Raw genomic sequence first — 22925 nt, 5'->3', positions numbered from 1 at the left:
GTCCTTTCTCTCCGACACGGGTATACATAAAAAACCTCTTCTGGTCATCAGAAGAGGTTAGTATCGTAAACTAACATCTCCTTATCTATCAGCCTTTGCTGCAAGAATTAGCACCGTGCTTACAAAACTGTAAGTCGGTTGCCGGGCTTCGTCGGGCTCGTCCCTCCACCTGCTCTTGATAAGAAAACGAATGTTTTCATTATGGTATTATTGTTTATACTTTCAATTGATTTTGATTATTCCAGAATTTAATTCGACTGTCAATACATTAACTAAAAATTTGGAGCTTTGAAATTCTTTCAACCGCTTCTTGCAAACGAGCTTCCGAAGTTAGTAACCCCACTCGAACATAACCCTCTCCCCAGTTTCCAAATCCAATTCCAGGGGCAACTGCAATATGTGCTTTTTCTAGTAATAAATCTGAAAATTGCTCAGATGTATAACCATTAGGAACCTTCAGCCATGCAAAAAATGAACCCTCCGGTGCTTCGACATTCCAACCTAATTCTTGAAGTCCTCCGATAAACACGTTTCTTCTAGATTCGTACAATGCATTTAACTCACGTACACAACTTTGAGAATCTGTTAATGCTGCCACTGCCGCCTCTTGGACAGCTCCAAAAAGACTTACATATAAATGGTCTTGCAACAAATTAAGAGCTGAAATGACACTCTCATTGCCAACGGCAAAGCCTACTCTCCAACCAGCCATGTTATACGTCTTCGATAAAGTATATATTTCAATTCCCACGTCTTTTGCACCTTCTGTTTCAAGAAAACTAATCGGTTTATGACCATTAAAGCCTATCGCTCCGTATGCAAAATCATGTACAACACAAATCTCGTGTTCTTTAGCTAGTGCAACCGTATCTTCAAAAAATTCAGCGTTTGCTATTGCGCCTGTCGGGTTATTCGGATAATTTAAGAACATAAGCTTCGCTTTTTCAAGCTCGCTATCTGAAAGAGCCGTATAATCGGGAAGAAAATGATTTTCCTCTTTCAAGGGCATTGTAATCATTTCTGCTTGTGCAAGTGCTACCCCTGACCAATAGTCTGGATAGCCCGGATCCGGGACGAGAACATGTTCACCTGGGTTTAATAAACATTGTGGGATTTCAACAAGCCCAGCTTTTCCTCCGAAAAGAATGGCAACTTCTTTCTCAGGATTGATATCTACGTTATATTCTCTTTTATAAAAGGTCGCAGCAGCTTCTTTTAATGATGCAAAGCCTTGAAAAGGAGAGTATTTGTGATTATTCGGATTCTCTGCTGCCACTTGCAGGGCTTTTACGATATGTGTTGCTGTCGGTTGATCAGGGTTTCCCTGTCCCAGGTTTATCACATCATGGCCATCACTGATTTGCTTATTTACTTTAGCAACAAGTGAAGCAAAGAATTGTTTAGGTAAGCTTTTTAATAATTTTGATTGAGGATATATCATCTTTTTTCCACCTACTTTAAATATTCGGGTAATTGGCAATTTTTATATTGAAAAACTAGTCACAAATGTATATCGTAAATGACAACTTGTAAAGTATTTTTACTAATATTTTTTAGAAAAGGTGGTTTCTTATGAGAGTTTCATGTATTCAGATGGATATAAGCTTTGGGAATGTAGAAGAAAACTTTCAAAAAGCGGAAAGATTAATAGAGTTAGCAATGGCTGAAAAACCTGATTTAGTCATTCTTCCAGAGCTATGGACCACAGGCTATGATTTAACTCGCCTCGATGTTCTTGCTGACTTAGAAGCAAAAAAGAGCATTGAATTTTTGCAGAAATTAGCTAAAAAACATCATGTGCACATAGTTGGTGGATCTGTTGCTTCTCAAGAAAATAACGGTGTATACAACACCATGCTGGTCATTAGTAACGAAGGAGAACTTGTTTCCACATACAGTAAAGCGCATCTTTTTAAGCTAATGAATGAGCATGAACATCTTCAATCAGGCAGTACAAACGGGATATTTGCTCTAGACAAGTATTTATTTGCAGGATTCATATGCTATGATATTCGCTTTCCTGAATGGATTCGTGCTCATACGACAGAAGGAGCGGAAACCATCGTTGTTGTTGCTGAGTGGCCTCTCCCTCGATTGAACCATTGGAGATCTTTATTAATTGCTAGAGCGATTGAAAATCAATGCTTTGTCATAGCATGCAATCGTTCAGGCTCAGATCCCGACAATGTGTTTGCTGGGCATTCATTGATTATTAATCCTTGGGGAGAAGTAATTGCTGAGGGAGACGAACTTGAATCTATTGTAACTGGTCAAATCGATTTGGCAGAAGTAAAGAAAGTCCGCAACACGATTCCGATATTTTCAGACCGTCGGACAGACTTATATTAAAAACTGTTGACAACTTTAACACTATGCTGATATGATTCTGATCAGTGAATATTAACTGAAAATTACATCTCTTATCAAGAGTAGGCAGAGGGATTTGGCCCGATGAAGCCCAGCAACCGACCGTAATTCCATTGTGAAATGGGGCGCTATCAATTTAGCGCCGGATAAATCCGTAAGGCACGGTGCTAATTCCAACAGAAAGAAATTTCCTTTCTGGTAGATAAGAGGTTTGTTGACTAAAGCCTCAAACCTCTTTCTAGTAGAAAGAGGTTTTTTTATGCAATAGGAGGATAATCATTATGTCAACAGTAATACAAGAAACTTATCAACCATTAACAGAAGAAACAGCCATCTTATTAGCAAAAGAGAGAAATTTATTCTCCGAAAATAGTACTCTATCGTGTACAGAAATAGGAGATGGCAATTTAAATTTAGTTTTTCATATTAAAGATCAAGATGGAAAAGGCATCATCATAAAACAAGCTCTTCCATATGCAAAAGTAGTAGGTGAGTCATGGCCACTCACTTTAAAACGTGCCACTATTGAAGCAGAAGCATTAAAACTATTTAAAAAGCATGCTCCAGAATTCGTGCCTGACGTGTATTATACGAATGAAGTATTAGCTATTACGATTATGGAAGATTTATCACATTTGACTATCTCTAGAAAAGGGTTAATTGACGGAAACGAATATCCCCTGCTTGCAAGTCATCTTGGCACATACTTAGCCAATACAACCTTTTTCACATCAGAGTTCGGGGTGGATAAGGGACAAAAGAAAGAGCTTGTTGGAAAATTTATCAACCCAGAATTATGTAAAATTACTGAGGACCTAATTTTCTCCGATCCTTACTTTGATGCAGAGACCAATGATTTTGAACCACAGCTCACTTCAACCGTTGAAAAACTATGGAAGGATACAGAGTTAAAACTTCAGGTAGCCTTACTGAGAAAAAGCTTCTTAACGGAAGCGGAAGCACTTTTACATGGTGATCTTCATACAGGCAGCTTATTTGTTTCGAAGGAAGAAACAAAAGTAATTGACCCAGAATTTGCATACTTTGGTCCTGTAGGTTTTGATATTGGTCAAGTCATTGCCAATTTATTGTTCCAAGCAATTGCCTTCGAAGAAAAATCCGATTCGATATACTCACAGGTAAGAACATTTTGGAATGTGTATCAAAATCAATTTTCAATCCTATGGGAACATGACAATTTAGAACCATTTGCTCGTATTGACGGTTTCCTTTCTTCTACTCTACAAAAATACTTTCAGGATGCAGTTGGTTTTGCTGGATGCGAACTAATAAGAAGAACAATCGGTCTTGCCCATGTAGCAGACTTGGATGGTCTTCCAGATGAAAAGGAACGAATTGCAGCGAAGGAAAAATCATTAGCGTTAGGTAGAGAATTAATTCTCAAGCGCAATGAATTCACATCCATTGAAGAGTTAGTTACATTTTTACAAACAAAAAAATACGAGTAGAATGATTCTCTACTCGTAATCTTACTATCGTTTAAAGCCAGCTCCTTCTAATGTAAGGAGCTTTTCCTTTATATCTGTACGTGTTCCTGCATAACCTGTCAGCTTCTGATTTTTCCCTATTACTCTATGGCATGGAATAATAATAGGAAGACGATTTGCTTTATTCGCCTGTCCGATTGCACGAACCGCCTTACTATTTCCTATCTTTTCTGCTACTTCTTGATAGCTGTAAGTTGTTCCAAATGGAATCGAGTGGAGGACGTTCCAAACAGATTGTTGAAACTCAGTACCTTCCAACTGAAGTGGCAAATCAAAGTCCTGTCTTCTCTTTGAAAAATAGTCCTTCATTTGCTGCACTGCTTCTTTTACCAGTTCATTATCAAGTGAAAAAATCGGCTGGTGAACTCTTTCACGCCTCTTAAAATCTTCAACTCCAATATGAACGGCCGATACCAGTCCATCTTCAACTACTATATAAATGGTCCCTAACTCCGATTCAACCGTTCCATACAATCTGTTCATACATGACTCCACCTTTATTTTCCGACTGGTAAATACACATGAAATACCGTCCCTTTTCCAACTTCACTTTCGACTTTAATCGTACCCTCATGCTCCTCTATAATCCGATAAGAAACCATTAGACCTAGGCCTGTTCCCCTCTCCTTTGTCGTATAGAATGGCTGACCAAGTTTCTTTAACTTTTCCTCTGGAATACCATAACCCTCATCCTTTATCGAAATATGGATCCGATTATCTGTAGTTTGATTCATTGTAATCGTGATAAATCCACCGCTCGGCATAACTTCTATTCCATTTTTAATCATATTTATAAAAACCTTTTTCAACTGATTAGGCTCACAGATTAACGATGGTAAATCATCATCATAATGAAGGAGGAACTGAACATTGTACAAAACAGCTTGTGCACCTAATAGATTAACCGTTTCAGACATGATTTGAGTAATACTATGCTCCACAAATTTAATCGCTTGTGGTTTGGCTAAAATTAAAAATTCATTTATTATCGCGTCAATACGATTCAGTTCTGTTGAAATTACATCAAAATACATCGAATGCTTTCCTTCACTGGAGTCTTCTAAAAGCTGAATAAACCCTTTCAACGCAGTCATAGGATTACGAATTTCATGTGCAACTCCAGCTGCCAACTGACCGATTACACTAAGGGTATCAGATTTATGAAGATTAGCCTCCATTTCAAGCTTTTCCGTAACATCCCTAAAAGTTGTTAAACTTAGGTTACTTACATAGACTCTCGGAATAACTAAGTCATTTTTATGGGATTTGTAAAAAAATAACTGGAAATTAGCTTCGATTCGATGAAAATTCCTTTTTTTCATTTCCTTTTTCAAAAAAATGCATACCAAATAAGCCTTGCTTATAAAATTTTTAAAAATGATTAAGCAGACTTTTTAAAAATGACATTTTCGAGATTCAGCTTTTCTTTTTTAACGTCGTACCAAGCATCAATATGTTGGCACATCATAATGGCATAAGTCCGAATGTACCACATTTTCGTGGAACGATGACGACCTAATTCTAAATGATAATCAACCTTTTCACGTTTGTTCGACCGTTCTACAGATGTACGACGCTTATAAGTTAGCTTCCACTTTTCAGACGTTCTCGGAGTCTTAGTAAACAACCGAAGGTTGTCCTTCCGGAATGTATGAAATGTTCGACCGTATTTAGCTTTAGAACAGGGATTCTCACAAGTAATTTTTGTGCCGCATGCGAGTGGACATCTCCATTTCTGCCGGTTTTTGGATTTATCAAAACCATTGGGCTTCATTTTTAACCCTGCAGAACAAATTGGTGTCCCTTCGGGAGATATTTGTATATCGCTTTCAGTGCTGAAATTTTTCTTGGTTCGAACATTCAGATCAATGAAAGGCTCGATATTATAATGATCTAGCAATTCATAAATAGGTTCCGCATCATGAGCAGCATCCAAGAGAATCTTACCAATTGTGCCCAAGGTAGTGCGTTGCGAAAATTCAATAGAACTGGCAACAAGACTGACAGAATCATGCCGGGAAGCTGGTTGAAGTCTTGGATACAAGGGTAGGTCGTATCGACTGTCGCTAGTGGATAACATGTAGAGATGGTATCCGTTGAAGTAGCGTTCCCGTGAACTGTCCCACCCTGAGTCGATGTCAGGTTGGGAATAATGACGAGGATGGTTACAATTCGTTAGTCCTTGGGCACTGCATTCACAAGTACGCTTGCTTCTTGGAAATCTAGCCGTTTCAATCGGGGTACCGTCTCCGACAACCCCTAGAGCGTCCAAGTCTCCGAGTAAGCCTAGGTTCGCTGATACATGGAGAAATTGAGATTGAAATAATTCAAATAATCGATCGCTTGGCAGCACTTTTTTCTTAGCATCATAACGAAAAAAACGATCGATTAACTTTCTAACTATACCTGGACTTGATGGGGACGCTTTTTCGCCTTTCTTGGGTTTCTTCTTTTTCTTTTTTTGGCGTTTCGGTTTGATATTGGGTTTTATATTAGCGTTATCCCTTCCCCATAAACGGTGGAAAAAATCGTAGAAAGTCCCTATACCAGGAACTTTCCCCGGTTCAAAGCCACTCATGATGGCATAGAAAGGCACTCGATACAATTCATCAACCCATTCAGTAATACTGAGAGTTGGTTTAGCCAAAAGAAGCAAAAGGTAAGAGCGCATCATAGAAGACGGATCACGAGGCTCCGGACCTTTATTCGAATAAGAGCTCCGAAGCCACGAGGTAATCTGAGAAAGGTCAGTGATCCATAACTTGTAAATAATGGGCCAATCATTATTTACAATAGTAAGGACGTTACCAGAGTAATGCTTTCTTAATTGTTCTAAAACGAAGTTTTGGTAATCTTCATGACTAACGACAGTTGGCTTCACCTCAACACCCCAATTCACGGTTTATAAGGAAATAAATCCCTTCGCCGGCGATTATTGTGGTGTTTTCAAAAAGTCAAGTATTTTCGACAAAAAAATCAACAAAATTTCACTGAGGAATTTCCAATTCTTCTTATAAAACGTGAAACATCCCCCTACTAAAAGTAGGAGGAATCAAATAAAAATGGTACAAGAAAATCCTTGTACCATCTAACTCGGCGAATGCCGAGAGTCTATTTACTACATTTTGCTTGGTGGAATACTCATAATGTAAAGTCTTGCCACTTCTTGTCGTTAATGTTATCGTACCTGTTGCATGACCTTCAATCATGAGATTTTTCATAACTTCATTTAACTCGTCATCCGGAAAATGACAATTGATCAGCAAATCACGCATTGTTTTTCCGACAACTTCATATTTAGATACTTTCAAGTACTTTTCACCGGCTGGATTCACATCTATGATTCTTTGATTTTCATCCCATAATAACATTCCGTCAAGGGAGCCTTCAAAAATCTTTCGAAATTTTTGCTCACTCTCTCTTAGCTTTTTTTCCATTTGGTACCGTTCAGTCACATTTCTAAAAATGGTCATATGATATCCATCAACGACATAAAGCTTGGTTGAAAACTCAAGATATTTCATTTGACCATTGTACATTTGAAATAGCAATTCGTCACGAACGGAACCTCTTCTGTTTAAGTCTTGAATGATCGCATGATATTTTTCATCCTTTTCGTACACAAAAGCATCTATTGGATATTGCTTTAATATATCAAGGCTACATTCGAATAAGCGACAGGCGGCATCGTTTGCATTAATGACGCTCATATTTTCATTCCAAAAAATAATCGCATCAAGAGACTCTATAAAAAATGATTTAAAGAGGTCTGCAATGGGTATCTCTATATTATTTTTCTTCATTTGATTGATTCGCACATTCTCTATACCTATACTTGAAAGGAACGTATTCACGGTATCTCTCCTTATAAAGGAACTTCTTAATTATGAATTCTACACTATTCCCAAAACTCCTCTATTGGAAAAAAGAACGTTTTCTAATGAAAAATATTTCAAACCCAAAAGTAAAAGGAGCAAAGTAGTTAACTTTGCTCCTTCCTATTATAATAATGGATTTTCGTGCTTTGCCTTCAAACGTTGCCATCTTGCCTCTATTTCCTTACCAAACTCATCTAGCATTGGCTTGTTTTCTTCCTTTAGTAAGTGTTTGGTTTTACCCATGTAGGCTAACCAATCTGCTAAAGGTATACGCTTTTTCTTGTCTTCCGGATTGTACGTAATGGTCGTTTCCCCTTGTTCCACTTCATACAGTGGGAAGAAACATGAATTAACAGCTGCTTCCATAATAGTTTGACCAAATCTTTCCTCTGACTTCCAGTTTAAGGGGCAAGTAATTAAGATCTTCCCGTAAACTGTTCCCACGTTTTGGGCATACCACTGAGCTTTTGCTGCTTTTTTAATCAAGTCTTGTGGAAATGCTTCTGTACCCGTAAACACATACGGGATATTTGTAGAAGCCATTATTTGTGCTGTATCTTTATGATGGAATGCCTTTCCTTGTTGTGCTTTCCCTACATTTGTTGTGCTTGTCATATGACCCAATGGCGTAGAATATGACATTTGTGATCCGGTGTTCATATACCCTTCATTATCATACTCAAGCATAATCAGCTTATGATTTCTTAAAGCCGTTCCAATGGCAGAACCCATACCAATGTCCATCCCACCATCACCTGTAATCATTACATATGTGACATCGTCTGAAACCGGTACTTCTCCTCTTTCCTTTAACTCTAAAAATGCTTCTAGTGTTCCCGATAGAGTTGCAGGACCATTTTGGAATAAGTTATGAATCATCGTTTGCTTATGAGATGAATGTGGATAAGCAGTTGTGACTACATACGCACAACCTGTTTGGAATAGAACGACCACGTCTCCTTCAATTCCTTTAAAGAATAACTCAAGGCCTGGGAAGATTCCACAACCGGGACATGCACCATGACCTGATGCTAGTCTCTTTGGCTTTGTCGTCAAAGCTCGTAAAGGTGGAATTTTCACCTTGAGCTTTTTCGTCTCTTCATCTTGGTTCACTTCAATTAACCCCGTTTTGAATGCATCGCCAGACTGAGGTTCAATAACTGGTTTCAGCACATTTTCAACTTCACCAGGTACATGACCATAGTAATCAAATGCCTTCTCAACATAGCCTTTTTCCTTTGCATCAAGGGTCATCTCAAAAAACTTGGTGGCATCATCCGCGAAAAAATCCTTTCCTCCCAGTCCGAAAACACGACTTAATACAAGTGTTTGATTTTCTTTATCCTCCTGTAAAGCAGATTTCACCTCATGAGTGAGGTTTGGTCCGTTTGCTCCATATGAATCTGCTCGTTCCCCAACAAGAAGTGCTTTTATATTTTTCAGTGCATCACGAATCTGTTCGGAAGGGAATGGACGAATAATATTTGGGCTGATTACTCCAGCTTTTATTCCTTTAGCTCGGAACTGGTCTACTACATCTTTTGCAGACTCTGCCGCAGAATTTAATAAGAATAAAGCAACTTCTGCATCTTCCATTCCGTACAAGTCAAGTACCGGATATTCCCTTCCAGATATCTTTTGGTACTGCTCTGCTACCTCTTTAAAAACCTCGCCAGCTGCATACATGGCTTCCGATTGCTGGAAATGGTTGTTTAATAGATCGTCACCATTCATATGAGCACCGATAGTGACTGGTTTTTTAGGGTCTCGAGCAAAATGATAATTAGTTGGACATTCGCCCACAAAATTTTGTACAACTTTTCGATCTTTAAAATAGTTTACCTTACGCTTTTGATGAGAGGTAAAGAAGCCATCATAAGCGACAATCACCGGCAATCTGACCTTTGAGTGTTCAGCTATTTTTAAAGCCATTATGTTCATATCATAAACTGCCTGGGGTGTTCTTGCTGTTAAGATCACCCAACCCGTATTTAACGCAAAATATAAATCAGAGTGATCTCCTCTTATATCTAGCGGTCCACTAATAGACCTTGTAACGAGATTCATAACCATCGGGAATCTAGTGCCGGATTGAACGGGGAGCTGTTCAAGCATATACATTAATCCATTTGCGCTTGTCGCATTAAACACACGTGCACCTGTCACAGCTGCTCCGTAACAAATGCCCGCAGAACCATGCTCTCCATCGGCTGCTATTAATTTAATAGTATGCTCTCCACGAGCTTTCATCTGATCTAAATACTGCGCCACCTCTGTTGATGGGGTAATAGGAAAATATCCCATTAAATGATAGTTGATTTGAGCTGCAGCCATAGCGGCCATTTCATTTCCAGATTCAAATGTAGCTAATTGTTCAGGCAAACCCATTGCTTGTAATTCTTTTTCTAAAGTTGCCATTACCTTACACCCCCTACAAATGGAAAGTATTGTTTTACTGAATGTTCTTTTGCATAACCAATCACTTCTCGAAGGTCATTTAATGCATCTGTCGGACATGCCTCTACACACTTTAAGCACCCCTTACAATATTGATAGTCAATTCCTTTAAGGAACGTCTGCTTTCGACCTCGTTTATCTTCTCCTTCTTCCCAAACAAAGCAGTAGTCAGGACAAACTGTATCGCAAGCAGCACAATTAATACATTTTTCTTGATGAAATTCAGGGACAAACCCTTGTCTAGACCCACTTAAGTCCTTCAAAATACTATTCGCTTGAGAAATCATTACTCCCCCAATAGCCTGTGTGTTATATCCGAGCTGCGGTACAGGTCTAGTAAAGGATCGTCCTTCCGCATGATCTGGTACCTCATAAGTTTTGAATTGTACTTCATTATATCCACGATCAAATGTGCGAATGTTTGGTTCTACTAAGTGCGGATATTTCTTTTCAAACGTCTTTCGTATAACATTCCTCATGGTTTCCGGGTTTAAAAAACTACAAATGCGGAATAAGGCACCAAGCATCGCAGTATTCACTTTTGTTTTTTCTTCAACAGCAATGCCGAGAGCATCAACGATGGCCAGTGTACCATAGTTTAGTTTCAAGTCTTTTTTCACGTCATCAAAATCTCTAGTTGAATTAACCAGTACAATACCGTCACCCGTTAAACCACTTACCACATCAACCGTTTTATATAAAGCCTCGTGAAAAACTCCAATTACATGAGGCTGTTCTATTGGGCTATGGTCCCTGATGGCAACTTCAGCATCGCAAAACCGGATAAAACTCTTTACTGGTGAACCTTTCTTTTCTGATCCATAGGATGAAAAGTTTGAACCATTCAATCCGTGCCCAAGCACCCCAGATTCAGCAAGCATTTTTCCGGCTAGGTTTGCACCTAATCCTCCAATAGATTCCAATCGTATTTCAAAAAAACCTAACTCATTTCTAACAGGTAAAATTGACATAAGCTCCCCCCAAAACGAAAGTTAATTGTTTAAATTTTAAGGTAATGAGCCACTTTACGCTGTGATAAATATCAAACAATAGAGATTTTTTTATGAAACAGCTGCTTTTTTTTGTTATTTTCCCAATAAAACCAAACAAAAACCATTATATAACAGGCGTTTATATGTATTAAAACAGCCGGAAGGGAGAGGTTGGAAGAAAGTGTAAGGTTTTATGACTAGAAAAAGAGGGTAAGAAATAGTAGACTTTCGGAAGGAGGATATGATGAAAAAACGAGACTTTTACTTTGATAATGCAAAATTTATATTAATCTTTTTTGTTGTGTTTGGTCACTTAATCCAATCATTTATTCAAGACCACTATACGGTCTATACTTTATATAAAACGATTTACACCTTTCATATGCCAGCTTTCATTCTCATATCAGGATACTTTGCCAAAGGATTTCAGAAGGAAGGCTATTTGAGGAAAATTTCCTTTAAACTAATTATCCCATATTTAATTTTTCAGCTGATCTATTCAGTATTCTATTTCTTTTTAGATTCAAAAGAGACCTTTGTGATGGACCCATTTGATCCCCATTGGTCACTTTGGTTTTTAATCAGTCTATTCTTTTGGAATCTATTTTTATTTGCTTTTACAAAAGTGAATAGGAAAATTGCCCTGATGCTTGCTGTTATTCTCAGTTTACTTGTTGGGTATGTAGATTGGATGACAAATTATTTAAGTCTATCAAGGACATTTGTATTTTTCCCACTCTTTTTACTTGGGTTTTATTTAAAAAAGGAGCATTTTAAAACTCTTTCAAGTACACCTTACCGAGTTGCATCACTTATACTGTTCGCTATCGTCTTCACTGGTTTTTTTGTAGCACCTGATATGAACTATCAATGGCTATTTGGATCAAAACCATACGAAGCATTAGGTGCAGAAATCTATACTGCACCTATTATGAGGTTTGGACTACTTTTGCTTAGTACTATACTGGTTCTAGCCTTTTTCTCACTCATTCCTAAGAGGCAGTTGTTCTTTACTCCGTTTGGTAAAAATACACTTTACGTCTATTTGCTACACGGATTTATTGTTCAGCCATTTAGGCATAGTGATGTACAGGATTATTTTTATAATGTGGAAACCTTCTTTCTGCTTCTATTAATTTCATTTGTAATTACAGTGTTACTATCGAGTAAGCTTTTTACGACTTTTGCACAGCCATTGATAGAACTAAAGATGTCACGCCTGAGGCAATTCGTTACAAGATTTCAAAAATATATAGAAAAAAGGAAGCTCAGTCATTAGACTTCGGCTTCCTTTTTTCTATGTTTTGTATGTTATGTTGTATGAGTAAAATGTTTGTGGGAGATGTTGTACCCTGTTTCTCAATGGATGGGGCGTAGACCCATCCATTGAGAAACAGGTCACCAAACGGAAGTGCGGTAGATGGAAAATAAAATCAAATGAAAAAAGGACTCTCTTCTTGTATAGTAAAGTCTGCGAAAACCACAAATACAAGGAAGAGGAGTCCTATGAAAAAAGATACCATACAATTACCCACATTAAAAGAACTGGAAAAAGATTTATTTGTTATGCTTCAAAAGACATTTGGTGAAGTTCTCACGAAGCAACTCGAAGAAATGGATCAACAGATTGCAGAAAATAGAGATAAAAAGAGATTTTACCTTCAGGATAAGCGAGCCGTAGAGATGGATACTTCATTCGGTTCTATTATCATCAATCGGAATTACTATAGGGACAGGGAAAAGGGTGGATACGTTTATCTCCTTGATCACTATTTAGAGTTTGAGGGGTCAAAAGGTTTCAGTCCCCTAGTTGAAACGATGGCAATGGAAATGGCAGTTCAAGGTACATCCTATCGTCATGCTTCCTCCATGATTGAGAAACTACTAGGTTACAAAGTAATCAGCCATGAGACTATTCGTCAACACCTTCTACAAACAGAAGTTACTTTCGTCAAGCCGACCGACCAATTGAGGAAAGTGCTCTTTGTAGAAGTAGACGGACTATATGTGAAAAGGCAACGTGGAAAACGACGTGGGCGGGAAGAAAAGATTGCTTCCGTACATGAGGGCTGGATAGTCAACGGGAAACGAACATCCTTAATCGCAAAACGTCACTATGTCCACAAAGGTAAAGAAGCGTTCTGGGAAGGATTTGAGCAGTTCTTAATAGATAATTACAACTACAATCCGAGTGAACATCACCTCGTAATTAATGGGGATGGAGCCCAGTGGATTACGGCTTGTCAGGATCACTATAAGAATGCATTCTTTGTCATCGACCGATTCCATGTAGCTCGTGAGGTTAAAACGCTTTTCAAAGGCCATAAGAGATATAGAGTCATTCGTAAGAAACTGGCTCAATATGATGCGAAAGGATTCCTAGTGGAACTTAATAGTGCAGTTGGTACTCTTGAAAACGAAAAGAAAGAAGAACGGTTAGAAGAGTTCATACAACAGCTGTCAAAATATCCTCAGGCCCTTGGAGATTATCGCGAATGGTTGAAGGAAAAAGACATAGACACCAGCCACTATCGTCCAATGGGAAGTGCGGAAGGAACGATGAGTGTATTCGCTAAACGGCTTAAAAACGGCCGCAGCTGGTGCGATAAAGGAATACAAGCATTTATTGACTTTATGGTTGGTATGAAGGATGAATTAGAAATCAAGACGATTTTAGGACGAATTAACCCTAACGATCAAACCGCTTCTGTTTCTCAGCCAAAATATTATGTGGAAAAGTTAAAGAGTTCAGTCGGAGAGCTAACAAGAAATAATTTATCATATTTAAATCGGCAAAAAGGAAAGCCGATATACCATGCTTTACAAGCCTTACGAGGTTTTTAAAAAATGAAGGAAATGAACAAAAACAAAACTAAATTGTTTAGATAACGCTTTCATTTAGGTGGGAAATATAACTAAATAAGAGGGGAGTTTTTCTATCCAAAAAAACCTCCCACAAAAACTTGACTCAATCTGTTATGTTTTCCCTTCTCTATATTTGGAGAAAATATGATAAAATATACTGATTGTATAAAGAAACACAAAAGGAGCAAAAAATGAAAGTTATTGCAGCAACACTTAACGCAAAATATATTCATACAAATATAGCTATTCGCTATCTTAAAGCTTATGCTGAACCTGAATTTGAGATCGAGCTTTCTGAATATACGATTAAGGATCCAACAATGAATATAGTAACCGATCTTGTCCAAAGAAAGCCGGATATTATTGGGTTTAGCTGTTATATATGGAATATTGAAGAAACAATCAAAGTTGTTAGTATGATCAAAAAGATTAATCCTATGATTCAAATAGTCGTAGGTGGTCCCGAAGTTACTTATGATGTGATGGAATGGATGGAAAAAGTGCCTCAATTTGATTTTATTGTCATTGGTGAAGGTGAGGAAACATTTAAAAATCTTCTTCAGCAGCTAGACTCTGAGAAAGATTTTCATCAAGTGGCTGGAATTTCCTACCGTACCGAAACAGGAGAAATCAAATTAAATCCACAGCGTCATAAGCTTGATTTACGTGAACTTCCTTCTCCATACCGTTTTAAAGAAGATATGGAGCACCTAGGAAAGCGTGTGTCGTATATTGAAACTAGCCGAGGATGTCCTTTCAGTTGTCAATTTTGCCTTTCTTCTATTGAAGTAGGTGTACGTTATTTTGATCGTGAAAAAATTAAAGAAGATATCCGTTACTTAATGAAAAACGGTGCAAAAACGATCAAGTTTGTTGACCGTACCTTTAATATTAGCCGTAGTTATGCTCTAGAAATGTTCCGTTTTCTAATAGACGAACATTTACCTGGGACAGTCTTTCAATTCGAAATAACTGCCGATATCATGCGACCTGAGGTTATCGAATTTCTAAACCAAGAAGCACCTCCAGGCTTATTCCGCTTTGAAATTGGTGTTCAGTCTACAAATGATTATACAAATGAGCTTGTGATGAGAAAACAAAACTTTGAGAAGCTTACTCGAACGGTAACAATGGTTAAAGACGGTAAGAAAATAGATCAACATCTTGACTTAATCGCGGGTCTCCCTGAAGAAGATTATGATACGTTCAAAAAGACCTTTAACGATGTATTTGAGATGAGACCTGAAGAACTACAATTAGGATTTTTAAAAATGCTTAGAGGTACTGGCTTGCGTTTACGAGCCGATGACCACCAATACATTTATATGGACCAGTCACCGTATGAAATTCTAGGTAATAATGTTCTGTCCTTTGATGATATTATTAAAATCAAGCAAGTGGAAGATGTGCTAGAGAAGTATTGGAATGATCATCGTATGGACCATACGATTGAATATTTAGTTACGAACTCCTTCTCTTCTCCTTTTGAATTTTTCCAAAAATTTGGTTCTTATTGGGAAGATAGAGGTTGGTCTAGAATTGGTCACCAGCTTGAAGATTTATTTAAGCGTTTGTTTGAATTCATCAAATCCATAGATCTTCCTGACCAAGATGTTATCTTAAGCTTAATGAAGATTGACTATTTGGAGAACGCAAAATTCAAACCACGAAAATCGTGGTGGGAGGATCGTCTTGAGAAGGATGAGAGGTCTGCTCTATATCACATGATCCTTGAGGAACCTCGCCTATTAGGAGAAGATTTTGCTGCTTTAGAGATTAAAGAAAAAGAGCTTTACAAGCATTCCATCGTAGAAGAGCTTTCTTTTGACTATCAAGAGTATATGCATTCAGGAATATTTTCACGAGGAAAAACGAGTCTTTTAGCCTATTTTGAACCGACAAAGCAACAATCGCAATTATTTGGAACAAAAAAATGATAAGAAAAACTAAGGAGGGCTTTATAAGCTCCTCCTTAGTTTTTCTTATTTTGCTTTTTCTTATTGCCTTGCTTTTTATCACCATTCATCAGTGGGACTTCATAATGTTTGGCTGCATTGATATCACCAAACTCACTTCCAAATTCAACGTTTGGGGTTTGTTTTTTCTTTTTCATTAGGATCTACCTTTTCTTCCTTGTTTAGAGTTTCGATTAAATCCCTTCATCGTGTTCTCATCAGAAGTAAATTCCGCTGAAAATTCAGATTCATTTACATTTTTCTTAGGTGTTTTGCTATATTTTACGGCAGCATCTCGCTCTGCTTTTCTTTTAGCCATTTTTCATTCCTCCTTAATGGAACTACATATATGTTTCACTTTTCTTTTATGTTTCACTCTTCCTTTTTTTGTCTTCATTTTCTACTTATAAAAATCCATGGACAACAAAATATAAAAGAAAAAGGGATGATTGTTATGAGCAAAAAGAGAAAAAAATTGGAAGAAAATTATTCAATCGACGGTACTCTACCTCATCAAATAAACTCTCCAGATTTTAAGGGAACAGGCATTACCATAGAACCACCATTTATTAACTCTCAAGGCGTTGTTATTGGAGATAGCCTGTATGCTTCACCTAATTCCCCATTAGAACAATGGAGTGAAGATACGGATCCAGCCGTTATGTCCGGTGACGAATGGGTACATCCGACAAATGATATTGGTTGGAACACAAGTGAAAATAGAGACCTTGTGGAAAGCAAGAAAAAACCGAAGGGATACCCTTTTATGCACCCAACAAAAGATGTTAGTCATGGAAAAGATTAATACGACTTTTCCCTAAAATACGAAAACTTACCACTTATGTTAACAAGTCAATGCTTGCATACTACACATACAGAGAAGATTTCTCTGTAAATACAAAAAAAGGAGCTGATATTATGGCAAGAAATAGTAACAAGCTTTTAGTTCCAGGCGTGGAACAATTTTTAGATCAAGTTAAGTACGAAATCGCTCAAGAATTCGGTGTTACGTTAAGTGGAGATACAGTATCAAGAGGGAACGGTTCAGTTGGCGGAGAAATTACAAAGCGACTTGTAAAACAAGCACAAGCACAAATGTCAGGTCGTAATTTTTAATAAAACTTCATATCAAATGGCAAAAAGCCTCCGCATTAGTTGCGGGGCTTTTCTTCATTATTACTATGAACTTCGTTATTCTTTACTTCTTGTTTTTTTCCTAAGTTACTATTTTGTTTAGCTTGCCGATTCATTTCTTGTTTTCTTCCTGAGTTACCATTTTGTTTAGCTTGCCAATCAACTTCTTTTTTTAGTTGTCCAGGATTGTTATTTTTAGAATTGCCATTCCCTGAATTTTGTTTATTTAAATCTTTTTTTTGAGCATTTGAGTTAGGGTTGGCCTTTCCATTACCGTTATTATTCTTTGCAGGTATATCAGTAGAGTTGTTAACTGGATTATTCACGCTAGGTGCAGGTGTTTCTACTGATGGTTCCTCTTGTTTCGCGTTATCTTCTTTCTTTTCCTTTGCTTTCTCTTTTGCTTGCTGAGCTTTGTATTTACCAACAGAAACGCCTTGTTCTTTTGCCTCTTTTCTTTCTTCAGCAGTCGCTTGAACATCAGCAATTTCCACTTCTGTCTCTTTCTTTAAGGAATCAATCACTTGATGAAGTTTTTCATCCGTTTTGTTTACTTGAGTACCAGCCAAGACCGTACCAACGACGATTTCCTGTGTATCAGAATGTACTTCTTGGTTTTCAATACTAGATAAAATTGCCGTTGATACTTTATCAACTTGCTCATTTTCCCAATCAATGTCAGCAATAACTTCTTTTCCACTCTCGTTATAAGCAATTACGTCTATAACTTCGAGATCTTTATTTACAGCAAGTTCAATGCTTGATTCTCCATCTATTGACATGTAAGCATACACTTCATTATCCACTCTAGATGGAACGAAAGAAAATATTAGAAGAAGAGATGCCGCGACAAGTACCCCTGCTGTTTTTTTATGAAGAACTTTGCCCCAACCACTCAAGAAACTTTCTTTCTCAAACGGAACAAATGAGATTTCTTGTCCTATTTGATAATTTCTACTTTGATTACGGGCCTTTAAAAATTCACCTTCGGGGGTTAATAATGTTAAAAAACGATCATTAACTTCCATTATGATTCCTTGTTTCACGTTTCCAACACCCCTTTTATATACTCCTGTAAATATAGATAGTCATTCATTAATATAAGAGCAATAGCAATAATATATTTTCGATTCCGTTCGATCGTCTTCCTGCTAACACTTACAGAATTCTCAATTTGTTTGATTGGAAGTCTCTTTTTCTCTACTAAAAATTGCTTAATTTCTTCATTAGAAACAATTTCCCTTGCAACTAGCATGGCATTTTTTCTAGCATCTGCATGCTTTGGAGAATTCTCTACCAAGTCTTTAAAAGTTAGATCAAACTCCGTTAAAAGTTTTGAAAAACGGATAATTTCTTGTTTTCTTAATTCATCATCTGTTTGCTTATGATATTCCTCAAGTGACATATTCGCTTCAAGACTAGACTGAGAAACCTCATCCTCGTTTTCTTCAAAGCCATTTGCATCCATTGACAGATTTTGGTGCTTAATTTGCTGCCGGATATAATCAATCACTCTTCTTTTTATAATAACTTCTGCAAAACTAAGCAGGGAGCTGCCTTTATCCGAACTATATTTTTGTATTGCTTCATTAAATGCAATTAAACCAATGCTAAATTCATCGTCTGTTTCACTAATATATCTTTTACAAACGGAAGATACCGTTTTTGCAATAAAGGGTTTATATTGATAGATAAGTTCATTTTGAAGGGCTTGGTCTCCATTTTGGATGGCTAATACCGTCTCTTCTAATGAACGTTTCTTCTTTTTAGGTAAAAACAATAAACCTAACAACAGCTTCACCTCACTTATCACCATATATCATACGATACTTTGTTGTGATTTTTAAGGGTAAGCTATTGGAAAAAAGAGAGCCATTCTAGTAAGAAGCGGCCGCTATCTTCTAGTCACTAAATACCTACGAGCAACTTGTGAATGCTATGGGGGTGTAAAAGTCGAAAAAAACAAAAAAAGTTCTAACAAAAAGTTAGAACTTCACTTTTGGTACCTTTGCTCTTAAAATTAAGTATCTGATTATAAAACCAATAAGCAAACCAGGCACCAAAAACATCATAGGAAGAAAGATTGGCCCAAATACGACACCAAAAATCTTTACTTTCTTAGATAACATCAACCCGACTGTAATAAAATAGGCTCCGAAGGCAAAAGGAAGATAAGAATATTCCTCCGTTTCGGGCATTGCAGATCGATATGCATCCCACATAGCGAACATATAAAGACAAGGGTAAAACATCAGCCATTGATAATCAAGTACTGCAAACGCTTGATCTATCTCCCATAAAAAACTTAACATTATGGCCTCATTAAAGTTACTCATTACATTAACTACAAACTCAAGAAGTACGAATAGTACCCCTTTCACGTAGCTTCCCCTAAGAAGCTGACTAAATCCAGGCAGCGCAATACTCCACAATACAGCTTCTAACTTCCCTTGTTTTTTCATTGTTTTTGACATCTTTAAATTTCCTAAAGTTGACGGTATTGCCTGTCCAGAATTAGTCGATTATAATGTCCGTATATAATTCGAAACATTTCGACATTTATTTTGGGGAAAGGAAAAGACGTCCCCCATAATGTATAACTGCGCCAACAGTTATACAGGAGACGTCCCACAAAAAAAGTATATGATTATTGTATCAGATTATCAGCTGATTGAAAACATACTTACTGGAGTTTTTAGTTAGGGGTGCGGGGAGGATTCCTTCCCCATGCTGCGGGAAAGACATGTTGGTTAGAGGTACAAAGAATCGAAAAGCCAAGGATCATACAGGTCAGAGTAAGACATATAACATCCGAAGATTGCAGTGCACCAATTGTCAGACCATTCATCATGAACTTCCAGATTTATTGATTCCTTATAAACGCTATGAGGCTGAATGTATCGAAGACGTTCTTACGAACCCGTCCACCCACATTGTTCCCGCCGATGATTCCACTCTTTCGAGATGGTACGGCTGGTTTCATCAATTTGTGGATTATTGGATAGGCTGTTTGAATTCCATCATGATCAGAACCAACCAAGGAAATATCCCCCTGGATGTCACGTCCAAATGTTCAGGGACCGCACTTCAAAGGATAGGACGCTTGGCAGGAGATGCCAATGGATGGCTAACAAGAATTGTCCGGCCCATCGTAAATATTAATTTATGGATACACACCCGTTCTGCATTCATTGTCCAATAACACCTGATTTACACTCGTGATAGACACAGAGAGGAGAGTGTATCATGAGGGAACATAAGAAATCAGAGGAATTGGCAGTGCAGCGTTTTCAGCTGATATCCCCTTTATTGGCAGAGGGGCTTGACGCTGGGAAGGTAAAGGAATTAAGAGACCAAATAGTGAAGGCCAGCGGTCTTTCAGAAAGAACCATCAGGCGATATTTGGCTCAATTTCAGGAAGATGGGTTTGGGGGACTAAAGCCACAAGGAAGAAAAGGTGCTCGTAAGTCTGAAGCTATCCCTCCTCATTTATTGGAACAGGCAATCCTTCTGCGTAAGGAAGTGCCAAGCCGGAGCGTAGCACAAATCATACAGATACTCGAGTGGGAAGGGTTGGCTGAGCCAGGACAGATCAAAAGGTCAACGCTCCAGGAAAAGCTCACTGAAAAAGGTTACAGCACACGGCATATGCGACTTTATTCCCAGACAGGAGTAGCTGCCAGGAGATTTCAGAAGCGACATCGCAACCAACTATGGCAATCAGATATCAAGTATGGCCCTTACCTGCCGATTGGTCCCAATGGAATGAAGAAACAAGTGTATCTTGTCGCCTTTATCGACGACGCAACCAGGTTTGTGCTTCATGCAGCTTTCTACCCTACATTGGATTCAAGGATCATTGAGGATTCCTTCCGTCAGGCCATCCAGAAGTATGGTGTTCCAGAGGCTGTCTATTTTGATAATGGAAAGCAATATCGAACCAAATGGATGTCGCGTACCTGCTCAAAAATAGGCACCCGCCTTACTTACACACGGCCGTACTCAGCTGAATCAAAAGGGAAAATTGAACGCTTCAATAGAATCATAGATTCATTCATCAGTGAGGCTGTCATCGAAAAACCCAATACACTTGATCGTCTGAATGAGCTTTTCCAAGTGTGGCTGACAGAGTGTTATCAGAATAAGCCTCATTCTGCACTTGGGGAGAAAATTAGCCCGGAAACGGCATTTCGTTCAGATAAGAAAGCGATTCGGTTCATCGATCCGGATACGTTGAGTAATGCATTTCTCCATTGTGAAACGAGAAAAGTCGATAAATCAGGATGTATCAGCTTCATGGATCAAAAATATGAGGTGGGCCTGGCATTCATTGGACGACAGGTTGAGGTTGTTTATGACCCTGCGAATATCAAGGAGCTGACCATTGAGTTCGAGGATCATACTCCTTGGAAGGCCAAAAAGCTTGTCATAGGGGAAAGAGCTGGGAAGCGTCCTGCATTACCTGAGCACCTACAGGTGCAGGATGTAGAATCTTCAAGACTATTAAAGGCAGCTGAACGAAAGAACCAAAAACGTCAAACTGAACAGAAACCTGCCGTGACCTTCCGTGCCGTTTGGAAGGAGGATGATTCTCGTGTTTGAAGCCTTCTATGAAATGGATAACACCCCTTTCGCCAGAGATCTTCCGACTGATCAATTGTATGATTCCTCCATGATGCAAGAAATCCTTGGAAGGCTGAAGTACACAGCTGAAAGACAGCTTTTTGCCGTTTTGAGTGGGGATAGTGGTACTGGAAAGACCACGACCATCCGTAAGTTTGTGGACAAATTGGATAAAGGGAAATTCCATATCCTTTACCTGTCCGACTCTAAATTAACACCTCGTCATTTTTACAAAGGTCTTTTGGAACAGTTAGGCTCCGAAGCGAAGTTTTATCGAGGAGATGCAAAACGGCAGCTTCATCGTGAGATTGAATTAATGAAAGGCATACGAGGGCTACAACCTGTGGTGGTAGTGGACGAAGCCCATCTTCTGGACCGGGAAATGCTTGAAGAGGTTCGTTTCTTACTGAACTTCAAAATGGATTCGCAAAGTCCGATGGCACTCATTCTCGTCGGTCAAAGTGAATTGTGGGATCGTCTTCGACTCCAATCCTACGCAGCGATACGCCAAAGAATCGATATCCAATTCCAGTTAGGACATCTCGATCGTGCCCAGGTTGAGGAATATGTTTCTAGGCATCTTCGTTATGCTGGAGTTGATCAACCAATTTTCTCTGACGGGGCGCTCGACGAAATCCATCGGTTTTCTGGTGGTGCCGCAAGGCTGATAAATAAACTCTGCACACATAGTCTACTCTATGGCTCACAAAATGGCCGAAGGATCATTGACGACCATATGATCAAGCAAGTCATACAGGGTGAGCTTTCATGAAAAGTCGCTGGAAAGAAATGAATTACAATGAAGAGTTGGATTGTTGGGTCGTGTTTTGGGGAGACAATTCTGGTTATAAGATGAGATGTGGTGAATGGTTTGATCTACATCTGGGAAGTGGGAAGACTCTTTCCTGCCGCTTGGAATTGGGCAGAGACTGGTATATCCTTACGGGTCGAAATGATGTTAGGTTCTACCTTAAGAAAAATGAGACGTATCAAGTTGATTTGTAAATCATTAGGGAAGCATGTGAACTGCTTCCCTTTCATTTTTGGACAGTGAATCCGTCAGTTTTAGGACAATCAACACCGTCAAGTTCTGGACATTGGAGAACGTCATTAACATTTCATCCTAATCACCAGCTAATTTTCATT

22 protein-coding genes, 1 pseudogene and 2 riboswitches are annotated in these 22925 nt (G+C 38.3%); of the genes and pseudogenes, 11 read left to right on the top strand and 12 right to left on the bottom strand.

Translation table 11 applies throughout. The features are described from left to right. Positions 1-78: 78 nt before the first annotated feature. Positions 79-185, bottom strand: a riboswitch (SAM riboswitch). A gap of 83 nt (positions 186-268) precedes the next feature. Beyond that, the gene (locus tag MKX65_RS07085) at positions 269-1441 is read right to left on the bottom strand and encodes a pyridoxal phosphate-dependent aminotransferase (protein ID WP_340902995.1); all 1173 of its coding nucleotides are present in this window, start codon (positions 1439-1441) and stop codon (positions 269-271) included. 131 nt (positions 1442-1572) lie between these two features. Between MKX65_RS07085 and MKX65_RS07080 the strand changes: the two genes are divergently transcribed. Together MKX65_RS07080 and mtnK are read left to right on the top strand one after the other, a co-directional pair. Further along, complete coding sequence (locus tag MKX65_RS07080; protein ID WP_160546335.1) at positions 1573-2349, top strand: nitrilase-related carbon-nitrogen hydrolase; 777 nt, start codon at positions 1573-1575, stop codon at positions 2347-2349. A gap of 68 nt (positions 2350-2417) precedes the next feature. Then, positions 2418-2576, top strand: a riboswitch (SAM riboswitch). 72 nt (positions 2577-2648) lie between these two features. Continuing rightward, positions 2649-3836: an S-methyl-5-thioribose kinase gene (mtnK, locus tag MKX65_RS07075; RefSeq protein WP_160546336.1), complete on the top strand. Its 1188-nt coding sequence runs from the start codon at positions 2649-2651 to the stop codon at positions 3834-3836. 24 nt (positions 3837-3860) lie between these two features. Here mtnK and MKX65_RS07070 read toward each other — a convergent pair whose 3' ends face one another. From MKX65_RS07070 to MKX65_RS07045, 6 genes and pseudogenes are all read right to left on the bottom strand, one after another. Beyond that, positions 3861-4358: a methylated-DNA--[protein]-cysteine S-methyltransferase gene (locus MKX65_RS07070; RefSeq protein ID WP_340902991.1), complete on the bottom strand. Its 498-nt coding sequence runs from the start codon at positions 4356-4358 to the stop codon at positions 3861-3863. A gap of 14 nt (positions 4359-4372) precedes the next feature. Continuing rightward, positions 4373-5170 (bottom strand): annotated as a pseudogene (locus MKX65_RS07065) (ATP-binding protein); the annotation flags it as partial. Positions 5171-5256: 86 nt separating this feature from the next. After that, positions 5257-6756: a transposase gene (locus tag MKX65_RS07060; protein ID WP_340902990.1), complete on the bottom strand. Its 1500-nt coding sequence runs from the start codon at positions 6754-6756 to the stop codon at positions 5257-5259. 130 nt (positions 6757-6886) lie between these two features. After that, a complete protein-coding gene (locus MKX65_RS07055) occupies positions 6887-7729 on the bottom strand; it encodes a PAS domain-containing protein (RefSeq protein ID WP_340902988.1) in 843 nt (280 codons plus the stop codon). A gap of 147 nt (positions 7730-7876) precedes the next feature. Then, on the bottom strand, positions 7877-10171 hold the full coding sequence (locus MKX65_RS07050) for a thiamine pyrophosphate-dependent enzyme (protein WP_160546338.1): 2295 nt from the start codon (positions 10169-10171) through the stop codon (positions 7877-7879). After that, positions 10171-11181, bottom strand: a complete 1011-nt coding sequence (locus MKX65_RS07045; RefSeq protein WP_160546339.1) for a 2-oxoacid:acceptor oxidoreductase family protein — start codon at positions 11179-11181, stop codon at positions 10171-10173. The genes MKX65_RS07050 and MKX65_RS07045 overlap by 1 nt, the downstream gene beginning before the upstream one ends. A 262-nt stretch (positions 11182-11443) precedes the next feature. On the opposite strand from MKX65_RS07045, the gene MKX65_RS07040 reads away from it, so the two are divergent. The 3 genes from MKX65_RS07040 (at position 11444) to MKX65_RS07030 (ending at position 16004) form a co-directional block, all read left to right on the top strand. Beyond that, positions 11444-12481 carry an acyltransferase family protein gene (locus MKX65_RS07040; RefSeq protein WP_340902987.1) on the top strand — a complete coding sequence of 346 codons (1038 nt, stop codon included), beginning with the start codon at positions 11444-11446 and terminating at the stop codon, positions 12479-12481. Between the two features lie 227 nt (positions 12482-12708). After that, positions 12709-14046, top strand: coding sequence for an ISLre2 family transposase (locus tag MKX65_RS07035; protein ID WP_169187606.1), 1338 nt, complete (start codon positions 12709-12711; stop codon positions 14044-14046). Positions 14047-14258: 212 nt separating this feature from the next. After that, positions 14259-16004, top strand: a complete 1746-nt coding sequence (locus tag MKX65_RS07030) for a B12-binding domain-containing radical SAM protein (RefSeq protein WP_340902985.1) — start codon at positions 14259-14261, stop codon at positions 16002-16004. Between the two features lie 35 nt (positions 16005-16039). Here MKX65_RS07030 and MKX65_RS07025 read toward each other — a convergent pair whose 3' ends face one another. Both MKX65_RS07025 and MKX65_RS07020 read right to left on the bottom strand, forming a co-directional pair. Beyond that, positions 16040-16180 carry a hypothetical protein gene (locus tag MKX65_RS07025; RefSeq protein ID WP_340902983.1) on the bottom strand — a complete coding sequence of 47 codons (141 nt, stop codon included), beginning with the start codon at positions 16178-16180 and terminating at the stop codon, positions 16040-16042. After that, positions 16180-16341, bottom strand: coding sequence for a hypothetical protein (locus MKX65_RS07020; RefSeq protein ID WP_162927708.1), 162 nt, complete (start codon positions 16339-16341; stop codon positions 16180-16182). Before MKX65_RS07020 ends, MKX65_RS07025 begins: the two co-directional genes overlap by 1 nt. Positions 16342-16476: 135 nt before the next feature. Here MKX65_RS07020 and MKX65_RS07015 point away from each other — a divergent pair, with 135 nt between their 5' ends. Both MKX65_RS07015 and MKX65_RS07010 read left to right on the top strand, forming a co-directional pair. Continuing rightward, positions 16477-16827, top strand: a complete 351-nt coding sequence (locus tag MKX65_RS07015; protein ID WP_160546341.1) for a DUF3905 domain-containing protein — start codon at positions 16477-16479, stop codon at positions 16825-16827. A 113-nt stretch (positions 16828-16940) separates the two neighbouring features. Then, entirely contained in the window at positions 16941-17138 is a 198-nt protein-coding gene (locus tag MKX65_RS07010; RefSeq protein WP_119707319.1) for an alpha/beta-type small acid-soluble spore protein, read from the top strand. 35 nt (positions 17139-17173) lie between these two features. Here MKX65_RS07010 and MKX65_RS07005 read toward each other — a convergent pair whose 3' ends face one another. The 3 genes from MKX65_RS07005 to MKX65_RS06995 all read right to left on the bottom strand — a co-directional run bounded on the left by MKX65_RS07005 (position 17174) and on the right by MKX65_RS06995 (position 19618). Beyond that, positions 17174-18202, bottom strand: coding sequence for an anti-sigma factor domain-containing protein (locus tag MKX65_RS07005; RefSeq protein ID WP_340902978.1), 1029 nt, complete (start codon positions 18200-18202; stop codon positions 17174-17176). Further along, positions 18199-18948 (bottom strand): RNA polymerase sigma factor SigI, encoded by a 750-nt coding sequence (sigI, locus tag MKX65_RS07000; protein ID WP_340906176.1) that lies wholly within the window; start codon positions 18946-18948, stop codon positions 18199-18201. The genes MKX65_RS07005 and sigI overlap by 4 nt, the downstream gene beginning before the upstream one ends. A gap of 193 nt (positions 18949-19141) precedes the next feature. Beyond that, positions 19142-19618 (bottom strand): hypothetical protein, encoded by a 477-nt coding sequence (locus tag MKX65_RS06995; protein WP_340906175.1) that lies wholly within the window; start codon positions 19616-19618, stop codon positions 19142-19144. 209 nt (positions 19619-19827) lie between these two features. On the opposite strand from MKX65_RS06995, the gene MKX65_RS06990 reads away from it, so the two are divergent. From MKX65_RS06990 to MKX65_RS06975, 4 genes are read left to right on the top strand one after another with little or no spacing between them, the layout of a single operon-like run. Further along, the gene (locus MKX65_RS06990) at positions 19828-20358 is read left to right on the top strand and encodes a DUF6431 domain-containing protein (RefSeq protein ID WP_340902976.1); all 531 of its coding nucleotides are present in this window, start codon (positions 19828-19830) and stop codon (positions 20356-20358) included. A 44-nt stretch (positions 20359-20402) separates the two neighbouring features. After that, a complete protein-coding gene (locus tag MKX65_RS06985) occupies positions 20403-21758 on the top strand; it encodes a DDE-type integrase/transposase/recombinase (protein WP_160549917.1) in 1356 nt (451 codons plus the stop codon). Beyond that, positions 21751-22551 (top strand): AAA family ATPase, encoded by an 801-nt coding sequence (locus MKX65_RS06980; protein WP_197197386.1) that lies wholly within the window; start codon positions 21751-21753, stop codon positions 22549-22551. Before MKX65_RS06985 ends, MKX65_RS06980 begins: the two co-directional genes overlap by 8 nt. Continuing rightward, positions 22548-22784 carry a DUF5348 domain-containing protein gene (locus MKX65_RS06975; protein ID WP_340902974.1) on the top strand — a complete coding sequence of 79 codons (237 nt, stop codon included), beginning with the start codon at positions 22548-22550 and terminating at the stop codon, positions 22782-22784. The genes MKX65_RS06980 and MKX65_RS06975 overlap by 4 nt, the downstream gene beginning before the upstream one ends. Positions 22785-22925 lie beyond the last annotated feature (141 nt).

Source organism: Robertmurraya sp. FSL R5-0851 (assembly GCF_038002965.1).
Classification (GTDB): Bacteria; Bacillota; Bacilli; order Bacillales; family Cytobacillaceae; genus Robertmurraya_A; species Robertmurraya_A beringensis.
Note: the sequence above shows the minus strand (reverse complement) of the source record. Positions and strands in the feature narration are given on the sequence as shown.